The sequence below is a fragment of the Dactylosporangium sp. NPDC049525 genome (assembly GCF_040676755.1).
Taxonomy (GTDB): domain Bacteria; phylum Actinomycetota; class Actinomycetes; order Mycobacteriales; family Micromonosporaceae; genus Dactylosporangium.
Genome location: NZ_JBFAPO010000120.1, coordinates 1 through 9,704, shown reverse-complemented (window position 1 = coordinate 9,704; position 9,704 = coordinate 1). Strand labels below are relative to the sequence as shown.

10 protein-coding genes and 2 pseudogenes are annotated in these 9,704 nt (G+C 73.0%); 7 read left to right on the top strand and 5 right to left on the bottom strand.

Features of this window, described 5'->3' with window-relative positions:
* The first annotated feature begins 975 nt into the window (after positions 1-975).
* Positions 976-1,197, top strand: coding sequence for a hypothetical protein (locus AB0K00_RS57040; RefSeq protein WP_363539966.1), 222 nt, complete (start codon positions 976-978; stop codon positions 1,195-1,197).
* Between the two features lie 606 nt (positions 1,198-1,803).
* On the opposite strand, the gene AB0K00_RS57035 is transcribed toward AB0K00_RS57040, so the two are convergent.
* From AB0K00_RS57035 to AB0K00_RS57025, 3 genes are all read right to left on the bottom strand, one after another.
* Positions 1,804-3,159, bottom strand: coding sequence for a hypothetical protein (locus AB0K00_RS57035; protein ID WP_363539964.1), 1,356 nt, complete (start codon positions 3,157-3,159; stop codon positions 1,804-1,806).
* Positions 3,160-3,174: 15 nt separating this feature from the next.
* Positions 3,175-5,022: a S8 family peptidase gene (locus AB0K00_RS57030; RefSeq protein ID WP_363539962.1), complete on the bottom strand. Its 1,848-nt coding sequence runs from the start codon at positions 5,020-5,022 to the stop codon at positions 3,175-3,177.
* Positions 5,023-5,495: 473 nt separating this feature from the next.
* Complete coding sequence (locus tag AB0K00_RS57025; RefSeq protein ID WP_363539970.1) at positions 5,496-5,660, bottom strand: hypothetical protein; 165 nt, start codon at positions 5,658-5,660, stop codon at positions 5,496-5,498.
* Between AB0K00_RS57025 and AB0K00_RS57020 the strand changes: the two are divergent.
* Positions 5,584-5,820: pseudogene (locus AB0K00_RS57020) on the top strand (hypothetical protein); the annotation flags it as partial. The gene AB0K00_RS57025 and the pseudogene AB0K00_RS57020 overlap by 77 nt on opposite strands.
* 5 nt (positions 5,821-5,825) lie before the next feature.
* Here the strand turns inward: AB0K00_RS57020 and AB0K00_RS57015 are convergent.
* Complete coding sequence (locus AB0K00_RS57015) at positions 5,826-6,035, bottom strand: hypothetical protein (protein WP_363539968.1); 210 nt, start codon at positions 6,033-6,035, stop codon at positions 5,826-5,828.
* Between the two features lie 29 nt (positions 6,036-6,064).
* On the opposite strand from AB0K00_RS57015, the pseudogene AB0K00_RS57010 reads away from it, so the two are divergent.
* From AB0K00_RS57010 to AB0K00_RS56990, 5 genes and pseudogenes are all read left to right on the top strand, one after another.
* Positions 6,065-6,556, top strand: a pseudogene (locus AB0K00_RS57010) (hypothetical protein); the annotation flags it as partial.
* 202 nt (positions 6,557-6,758) lie between these two features.
* Complete coding sequence (locus AB0K00_RS57005; RefSeq protein WP_363539960.1) at positions 6,759-7,265, top strand: SigE family RNA polymerase sigma factor; 507 nt, start codon at positions 6,759-6,761, stop codon at positions 7,263-7,265.
* Positions 7,262-8,482 carry a hypothetical protein gene (locus AB0K00_RS57000; RefSeq protein ID WP_363539958.1) on the top strand — a complete coding sequence of 407 codons (1,221 nt, stop codon included), beginning with the start codon at positions 7,262-7,264 and terminating at the stop codon, positions 8,480-8,482. Before AB0K00_RS57005 ends, AB0K00_RS57000 begins: the two co-directional genes overlap by 4 nt.
* Positions 8,483-8,491: 9 nt before the next feature.
* Positions 8,492-9,076 carry an XRE family transcriptional regulator gene (locus AB0K00_RS56995; protein WP_363539956.1) on the top strand — a complete coding sequence of 195 codons (585 nt, stop codon included), beginning with the start codon at positions 8,492-8,494 and terminating at the stop codon, positions 9,074-9,076.
* The gene (locus AB0K00_RS56990; protein WP_363539954.1) at positions 9,073-9,486 is read left to right on the top strand and encodes a RidA family protein; all 414 of its coding nucleotides are present in this window, start codon (positions 9,073-9,075) and stop codon (positions 9,484-9,486) included. The genes AB0K00_RS56995 and AB0K00_RS56990 overlap by 4 nt, the downstream gene beginning before the upstream one ends.
* Here AB0K00_RS56990 and AB0K00_RS56985 read toward each other — a convergent pair.
* On the bottom strand, positions 9,461-9,704 hold a 244-nt coding region (locus AB0K00_RS56985), incomplete at its 5' end, for a hypothetical protein (protein ID WP_363539953.1). The two genes, AB0K00_RS56990 and AB0K00_RS56985, sit on opposite strands and share 26 nt — an antisense overlap.

The window sequence follows — 9,704 nt, the reverse complement described above, 5'->3', positions numbered from 1 at the left end:
GCCGGCGGGGCGGGCCGGCGGGGCGGGCCGGCGGGCTGGCGGCGCGGGCCGGCGGGCTGGCGGCGCGGGCCGCAACGGGTCGTAGCGCCGACCTGCACTGCCGGAAGAGCCCAGCGCAGCAGTGCAGCACGCCGGGCCAGATGCTGGCGGGCACCAGAAGCCCCGCCCGCCCGACACTCGGCACTGCCGGTGCTCGACCACGGGTCGGCACACCACTCGCATCCGTTGCCCGCGCTACTACCAGGGCGTTCTTCGGAGCGACCGAGCCGTGACCTGCTGGACGCGACCGCGGCATCCTGGCCGCGATGGCGAACTGCCTCACGAATTACGGCCGCGGACCGTCCCGGGCAGCGCACGCCCTGCAGATGCGACTGCACTCCCTGCGCTGCGGCAGTGGCCCCGCCTTGCGGTGGCAGATACGGTCACCAGGCCGCCGCCAGCCACAAGCGTCGGCGGTGCAGGCACACCCCGAACAGGCGCAGATGCACGCATGAACGCGAGCCGAGCATCCACCGCCCGAACAAGCACAGGCGTAGGTTCGAGCGCGCCGAACGGGAATAGGCCTGGCCCAGAGGGACGCGGGCACGGAACCAGACACGGGCACAGAACCGGACGCGGACACGGAACCGGACGTGGACGCGGAACCGGACGTGGGCCGAACGGGCGCAGGTTGGAACATGGACGCGGACTGACCATCCGCGGACGCCGACCGAACGGACGTGAAAGTGGGTGCAGGCCCGGCCCGAACAGGCATCGGCGCAGCAGACCCTGGCGCGGGCGTGGAAGCGCGGCCGGCAAACCCGGGCGCGGGCTCAGCAGGCTCGGACCGCACGGGGACAGGCGGAGTCGCGGACCCAGCAGGCGCGAGCCGAACGGGCACCGGTTTTGACACGGGCATGGGCACCGGCCGGACGGGCGCGGACTGGACGGGAGCCGGCGTGGACCTGGGAGTGGGCACGGACCGGACGGTCGCAGATGTACGCACGCGGGCGGGCCGAGTTGGCGCAGGCGTGGGCCCTGGGTGACCGAGCACAGGCCCGGGCACAGGCACAGGCGGAGCAGACACCCGCGCTGGCACAGGGCGAACAGGAGCAGGAGTGGGCACCGGCGCAGGAACGCGAGCCGGCGCAGAAGCAGGCACGGGCGCGGGCCGGGGGCGAACTGGCGCGGGTGGAGCAGACACCCGCGCGGGCCTGACAGTCGCAGACCCGGGCGCAGACCCGACCGGCGCAGACATGAGTGGAGCCGACACTCGGCCAGGTTCGACCGATGCGCACACGCGCCCAGCAGACGCAGGCCCCGCAGACACACCGGCGGGCGGTGGAGATGCCGACACGGAGGCGGTGGTCGCTGGGTCGCGTGACCCGGACCGGGCTGCGGCAGTCGGTGGGACAGCGTCCAGCTCCGCCAACAACCGAGCGTTCCGCAACCGCGTCAGCTTCGTCGCATGACGAGCCGCCAACCCGTACGCCCGAGCCTCCGCGAACTCCGCCCGAACCCGCAACCTCTCCTCACGCCGCCGCGCACACGCAGCCCGCTGCGCAGCAAAACGCGCATCCCAATCAATCGAACCCAACGAACAAGAAGACCCGGAATCCGGTGCGTCCAAAGAAAAATACGGCCGTGGCATGCGCCGCCTCCCCCCGGTAGGCGCTACCCCACCATTCTCGAACCCGCACACCCCCACGTCCAGCGCCATCACGCCACGTGAGCGAAGCCACGCAGTGTGCAGTGCTACCAAGCCGTACGTGGTGGCGCCGGAGCGGGGCATGGCTGCGAACTCCTAGGCCGCGGGGCGCCACCCTAGCGAATGACGCCGCCGGCGCTGAGCGGGATCCAGGCCAGCTCCGCGTGGCAGATGTCGGAGTGCGCGCCGCTGGGTGGACGGCCGTGCCGGACCACCGACTGGGCATCGATGCTGACCAGTTTTCCGTCGGGCGGCCAGGTGTACGACGTGCCGGCCGGCTGCAGTTGCAACGCGACTGCGGGTGGCTGGTGACCGTCCGCGCCCATGCCGCGCCAGCGGTCCATCGGGTCGCCGAATCCGCTCTCGTCCTGCCCCGACGCCAGTGAGGCCAGCGGGTAGAAGACGCCGACCGCTGAGTCGTGCTGGGAGTAGCAGGCGACGACCGGCCCGGCGACCAGCGACTGCAGCCCGCGCAGGCCGCCGCCGCGGGACTTGTCGAAGGGCAGCTCCGCGGCGAACGCGTAGTGGGAGAACGCCCCCTGCAGGAGGGTGACCGACCGGACCCGCCCGGCCTGGCCGGACATCGACCGCAAGGCGAAGGACACGAGCCGGGCGCCGAAGCTGTGCCCGATCAGGTTGCTCGACAGCCCACCGGCCGCGGCGTGCAACCGGGCGAGGTACGGGCCGAGTCCCCGTTCGCCGACCTCGCCGGCCCGGCGCTTCATCTGCCAGTACGTCGCCTGCCTGGCGGCCTCCTGGGTGCCGTGCCACAGCCGCCGCAGGCCGTCACCGAAACCAGCGTCGCCGCCGGCGCCGGACGTGACGACGCCCTGCTCCTCCAATGCCTGCAGGAACTCCTCGCTGACCGCCTTGCCGTCCCGTCCGGCCTGAGCGAAGGGCGGGACGGCGGCCGAGCCGTCGCCATCGTCGACGGTGCCGCCCGGGCCCTGCGACCAGGATGCCACCGCGATCAGGTGATGGGCGCGGCGGAGAGACCCGAGGTCGTCCGGCCGGTCGCGGAGCAGGCCCACGAGGTCGTCGATCACCGACTCCCGCACGTTCGGGAACGCGTCGAGCAGCGCCTCGCGGGTCTGCTCGTCCGGCGGGGGCGGCGGCGGGAAGGTCGGCAGTGCCGCGAACCCGGCCGCGCCGCCGCCGGCACCGAGGTCGGCTGCGAAGTCGGGGGCCGGCTCGTCCGACCAGCGTTTGGACGGCCAGTACACGCCGAGCAGCCCCACCTTGCGTCCCGCCGGCAGCCGGCCGGCGAGCAGGCCCGGCACGAACGTGAAGTACCCCCTGTACAAGGCGTTCGCCGCGTCGGCGTCGTTGTTCCAGCCGTGTGCGAAGACCAGCAGGTCGGTGATCCCGGCGGCGACGATCCCGGTGGTGCTGTCCCGCTCGCTCTGGGCGTCCACGTCACCGTCCGCGTCGAACCGGACCTCCCAGAACGGCAGGCCCGCGATCTCGTTCATGTGTTCCCCCTTCGGTTACACGTGTTGCAGGGCACGCATCAGGTCGACCAGACCGGCGCCCTGGAAGTACGGTTCGCGACCGAGTGAGGTCGCCGTGTCGCAGAAGATGCGCTTGACCAGCTCCGGCTGGCAGATGAACTCCCGGCGCACGGACAGGAACGCCGCGATCGCGCCGGAGACGTGCGGCGCCGCCATGCTCGTGCCGTCCTGCTCGATGTAGATCGGTGCGTCGGGCGGTACGTCGCCGGTCACCTTCGCGGCGCGCTTCGCTCCGGCGGCGCACGAGGCGATGCGCTCCCCCGGTGCCAGCAGGTCGGGTTTCGGCCGGCCGTCGCCGGTCGGGCCCTTGGAGGAGAAGTACGACACGCCATAGGTGTGCGGCCGGTCCCGGTGGGTGGAGCCGACCGTGATGGCCCGCTCGGCGTTGCCGGGGTCGTTGATGGTCATCGCCAGCGAGGTGCTGGTCTGCCGGAACGTGGCGGTCACCCGGCCGTAGCCGGTGTTGCCCGCGGCGACGACCACGACCACGCCGCTGCGGACGAGCCGGTCGACCTCCTTGCAGAGCAGGCTCTGCCCGCATGCGAACCAGGTCGGGTCGAACTCGTAGCCGACGCTGATGTTCACGCCGTGGATGCGCATCAGCTGGTCACTCGAGGCGTTGACCTGCCGGACGTAGCGCAGCGCCGCGATCACCCGGCTGGAGTCGCCGTCCCCGTCCGCCGGCAGTGCCTTGAGGCTCACCAGCCGGGTCCTGGGCGCGACGCCGGCGAGCAGGTCCGGATCGAAGGTACGGCCGGTCGTGTCGCCCGGCATGTCGCGTTCGGCGTCCGCGAACTGGTCCCGCAGCACCTGGACCGGCTGGTCCGTCTGTCCCGGCGGCAGCTCACCGGCGATGATCCCGGCCACGTGCGTGCCGTGGCCCCGCTCGTCGACGAGCGCCGCCTCCGCGGTCTCCGGGCCGGGGGCCAGCGTCGTGGTGAAGTCGCGATGCAACTCCAGCACGTCGGGGTGGGTGAGTGTCTCCCAGCGCGCGAAGTGCGGGTGCCGCCGCTCGATGCCGGAGTCGATGACCGCCCACACGATGTCCTGGCCGGTGGCGCCGAACGAGCGCCGGCCCGCGTCGGCCTTGATGGTGCGGGCGGAGCGGTCGATCAGCGGCTGCACCGGGAAGTCCGGCCAGACCCGGTGGACGGCGCGCTGCGACGACGCCCTGCTGCCGGCCGCGTCCGCCTCCACCAGCGCCTGCACCTGGGTCATCGTCAGCCGGGCGGCGACGACGTCCTCGGTCAGCTGGTGTGGTTGCCGCACCTGCGGGCCGACGCCCTCGAGCAGTTCCAGGAGCCGCCGGTGCGCCTCCAGGATGCCGCCGCTGTAGCGGACGTTCAGCTCGATCAGCACCGGCAGCGGCGTTGCCTCGTCCACCGGGAAGCCGATCCGGGCGCGCGCGTCGGGGTCCAGCAGCGGTGCCGCTACCACGCTCGGCCGCAGCAGGCTGCGGTTGTCCGCCGCCTTCGTCACCGGCTGCGGCACGGCATCGCCGTCCGCGGCGGTGGCTTCGGCGGCGCGGCGGAGGGCTTCGTCGGCCGCGCCCTCGCCCGCCGGCGTCAGCGTCCAGCGGTCCCGGTCGACCCGGAGGAACTGCTGGCCGATCAGGCGGCGCACGGCCTTGTACACCCGGGACTGCCAGATCGGCGTCCTTGGGTCTTCCGGGTCCCGCCGGCGATCCTGCGGCGTGGGCGTGAAGCGGGGTGACGGGCCCATCGCGTCGAGCACGGCCGCCGGCGTGCCGGAGCCGTGGAACGGCGGCTCCCGCAGCGTCTGCAGCAGCACGTCGCCGAGCTGGTCGACCGGAGTGAGTGCCATGCCGCCACCTTTCTTTCCTGCCGGCCGGATGGCGATTCCGGGGAAGACTGCCACGCCTCACGATTACCGACGGCTTGGATTTACCGAAGGTGTGATCCACTCCGCCAAGATACAGATCACCTGCCGCACCTTTCCTGGTCAGGCCCACCAACCGGCAGCTGCGGTACGCGTTTCCCCATCCAGATGATCCATACTGTGATCAATTCGGTGATCGATTCTATGATTGCGAAGTTCGTCGCCCGTTGCGACCGTAATAGCGCACCGGAACCGTCGGAAGTTCGATTCCGGAACCGGTGGACCCGTGCAAGGCTGGGCACGGTGGGCGCGGTAGACATCGTCTGGCACTCCGAGGCCCGTCCGTACACGTCGCGATGACCGGCCTGGCGGTGCCGTTGATGCAGCCCCCAGATCGCCGGTGCGGGCGGCGGCGGTTCGGGGTACCTGCACACCGCCGGCGTCGCGGGCGGCTACACCTACGCCGCGGTCGACGAGAAGTCCGCCGGTGACGGCCAGGCGATGAAGACCGCCGGCAAGGGCGACGCCGAGACCAACGGCGAGGTCGTGATCCAGTGGGTCACCCCGCCGACGGCATCGCCGTTGACCTCCTCCGGGCTGTACGGCGCGGCGCAGACCGTCACCGTGCCGGTCCCGAACGCCGGCGAGGTCTACCTGATAATCGCCGAGAGCGCGCAGGTCAACACGGTCACGGTCGCCGGGCAGGGCACGTACGTGCTGAACCCGGTCACGGGGGTCATCACGTTCACCCCGGTCGACGGCTTCTCCGGCACGGCCACCGCGGTCACCTACAAGGTCAAGGTCGACGAGATCAGCGCGCAGTCGACGTACACGCCGACGGTCGGGCCCGGGCCGCCGAAGGCGCCGAAGCCGTCCGCGCTGACCAGCACCGGCGTCGGCACCGCACCGCAGGCCGCGACCGCGACGGTCCCGTCCGGCCACGCGATCAGCCTGCTCGGCGCCGGCAACCAGCTGACGAGCACGGTGACCGTCGCCAAACGGCGAGGGCGTCACGCCGCAGACGGCGACGCTGCCGGTGCCGGCGAACGGCACCATCGCGCTCATCGACGCCAACGGCAACCCGACCACGTCGCTGTTCATCGAGGGGAAGGGCGCGTACACGCTGAAGCTCGCCGACACCGCGGCGGCCGGCGGGACGGTGCCGAACCCGTTGCAGCAGGCTGGCACCGCCACGGTCATCTTCACGCCGGTGCTCGGCTTCCACGGCCAGCTGCCACCGGTCGACTACCAAGTCACCGACGCGTACGGGCAGAGCGCGACGGCGACGTACACGCCGCTGGTGACGATCCCGGGGCCGCCGGCGCCGCCGAGCAAGACCACCACCGGCGCGCCGGACGAGACGCAGACGGCGACGCTCACCGTGCCGACCGGCGGCTCGATCACGCTGCTGGACGCCCGCGGCCGGCCGGCCAGGCGAGGAAGGTGCGGTACCGGCGCGACGCTGGTCGCCCTGGGCAACCCGAGACGCCGCCCGCAGCGACGCGCCCGCGTCGCCTGAACCGCAACCCGAGACGCCGCCCGCGGCAACGCGTCCGCGTCGCCTGAACCGCAACCCGAGACGCCGCCCGCAGCGACGCGTCCGGGTCGCCTGAACCGTGCAGGACCGGTGACGGCCGCCGCATCCGGCGGCCGTCACCGCAGCACAGGCCCGCCCCCCTCCAAACGCCCGCGTGCGAGCGTGTACCTGGTCGGGAGGTGCGGTGCAGCAGACAGAGGAGTCGTTCCGGCAGTACGTCGGGGACCGGCTGGCGGCGTTGTCGCGGGTCGCGTACCTGCTCACGGGTGACGTCCATCAGGCCGAGGACCTGGTGCAGGCCACCCTGATCCGGGTCGCCGACCGGTGGGACCGCATCGTGCGCGGCGGCGACCCGGACCCGTACGTGCGGCGGGTCCTCTACACCCAGCACGTCTCGGCGTGGCGGCGGCGGAAGGTGCACGACGAGCCCTACGCCGAGCCGCCGGACCAGGTCACCCCGGACCCCAGCGGGCAGGTCGTGGTGTCGCTCGCCGTCCGGCAGGCGCTGGCGCGGCTCAGCCCGCGGCAGCGGGCCGTGCTGGTGCTGCGGTACTTCGAGGACCACACCGAGGCACGGACCGCGGAGATCCTCAACCTGTCCGTCGGCACCGTCAAGAGCCACGCCCGGGAGGCGCTGGAGCGGCTACGGACCGTCGCGCCGGAGCTCGCCGCGGCACGGGAGGGCAGATGAGCATGACGACACCCGAGGCTCCGGTCCGCGACGCGCTCGCGGCCCTGGCCGGTCAGATGCCGCCGCAACGGTTCCCCGACGGTGCCTGGTCGCTCGGGCGGCGCCGCCGCCGGCGCCGGCGGGCAATGGTGAGCGTGCTCGCCGTCGCCCTTGCGGTGCCGCTGTGGTGGACCACCGGGCCGCGTCCGGGTCAGGTCGCCGATCCGGGCGGCAGCACCCACGTCCTGCCGTCCCGGGTGGGGCGGCCGTGGCTGTGGCAGGCCACCATCGACCAGTCGCCGCCGGGACCCGCCGCCGTCGTGTACACCACCGACGAGACCGTCTACCTCGAGGCGACCACCGTCGTCGTCGGCCGCGACGGCAGCTACCGGATCAAGGCGCAGGTGCTCGGCCACAACATCGGCCGGCTCTCCCCCGACGGCGGTCGGCTCCTGGTCGGCTACGAGGGCGTGCTGGACCTGCGCACCGGCAAGGAACACCGGCCGCCGGGCGGCACGCCGGTCGACTGGAGCCGCGACGGCCGTCAGGTGCTGTCGGTCACCGAACGCGACATCAACCTCGTCGACCTGGCGACCGGCGACGTCCGGCAGCTGCTGCGGGTCGACATGACGAGCGACGCGACGCGGCTGTCGCCCACCGGGGACCGGATCGCGTTCGGCGAGGGGTCCGCGAGCGAGCAGCGGTCCTGGCTGCGGGTGGTGAACCTGCGCGGCGGCGAGGACCTGAAGGTGCCCGTGGAGTCGCCGCAGGACCTGTGGTCCCCGCCCGTGTGGAGCGGCGACGGCCGGCGGATCGCCATCAACAAAGGCGTGTGCTTCAACGCGCGGCAGGGCCCGGACGTGTGCGGTGGCAAGCCCCCCGGCCGGGTCGTCGTCGTGGACGCGGAGACCGGCGCCGAACTGCGCAGCTTCCCGCACCCCGACCGGGTCCTCGGCTTCCGCGGCGACGACCTCCTCGTCGAGCGCGACCACAAGATCCTGCTGCTCGGCGCCGCCGGCGAGCGGACCGTGATGCGGGTGCCGGCCGACGCGGGAAGGCCGGAGATCCCCCTCGACCTCATCGAGCGCGGCACTCTGGACGGCCCGGCCGTCAGCGCCAACCCGTTCGCCGCCCGGCCCGGCTTCTGGGTGTGCCCGGCGGCCGTCGCGCTGCTGGTCGCGTACGCGGTCTGGAGGCTCCGCAGGCGCATCCGCTCCAGAGGAAATATTCCGCTATAGTGGCGAACCGTGGAACCTGTCCTGGCGAACCTCACCGCCCAGCTGCGCCAGCAGCGTGCCCGGCGCGGGCTGAGCATCGAGGACCTCGCCGCCGCCAGCGGCGTCAGCCGCAGCATGATCTCCGACATCGAGCGCGGCGCGAAGGTGCCCAGCGTGCTGGTCCTCGCCCGGCTCGCCACGGCCCTCGACGTCACCGTGTCCCGGCTGCTCGGTGAGGACCAGCCGGAGCCGGTGATCCTGCTGCGCGCACCCGACCAGCCCACGCTCACCGATCCCTCCGGCTGGGAGCGGCGGATCCTGTCGCCGAACCTGCCGGGTGTCGAGTTCGAGCTGATCCGCACCGTCGTCCCGGCCGGCGTCGTCATCGGCGCGTTCGCCGCGCACGCGCCCGGCTCCCGGGAGTATGTCGCGGTCGAGTCCGGCCGGCTCCTGGTCACGCTCGACGGCGTCGAGCATCCGCTCGCGGCGGGCGACGCCCTCTACTACGCCGGCGACCGCACCCACGCGTTCGCCAACCCCGGCGCGAAACGGTGTGTCTACTACACCGCGATGCACGTCGCCGGCCGCCACGACCTTCCGGAGGCACGAGGATGACCGCACCGACCATCCGGCCGCTCGACCCGGCGGCGCTGCCTGCCCCGGTGGGCAACTACACCCACGGCGTCGAGGTGAGCGGCGCCGGCCGCACCGTGTACGTGAGCGGCCAGGTGCCGTGGGCCGACGAGGACGGCGTGATCCCGGCGGACTTCGCCGCGCAGTGCCGCCTGGTCTGGCGCAACATCCTCGCCGTGCTCGCCGAGGCCGGCATGGGCGTCGAGCACCTGGTCAAGGTCACCACCTACCTGTCCGGCCGCGAGCACCGCGCGGTCAACGCCGCGATCCGGCAGGAGATCCTGGGCGGGCACCGCCCCGCGCTGACCATCGTCATCACCGGCATCTACGACGAGGCGTGGCTGCTGGAGATCGAAGCGGTCGCCTTCACCCAGCCGGAGCCAGCTCGCTGAGCCGCGCCGCGGACACCGCGTGGCCGCCGGCCCGGGCGGCGGCGAGCGCCTCGCCGGCCAGGCGGGCCGCGCCGGCGTCGCCGCGGGCGGCGGCGAGCTCGGCCGCGGCGAGCCGCGCCTCGTAGTGCCCGAGCGCCGGACCCGTCGCCAGGGCCGCACCGGCCAGGCGTTCCGCGTCGGCGAACCGGCCCTGTGCGACGGCAACCATCGCGCCGCGG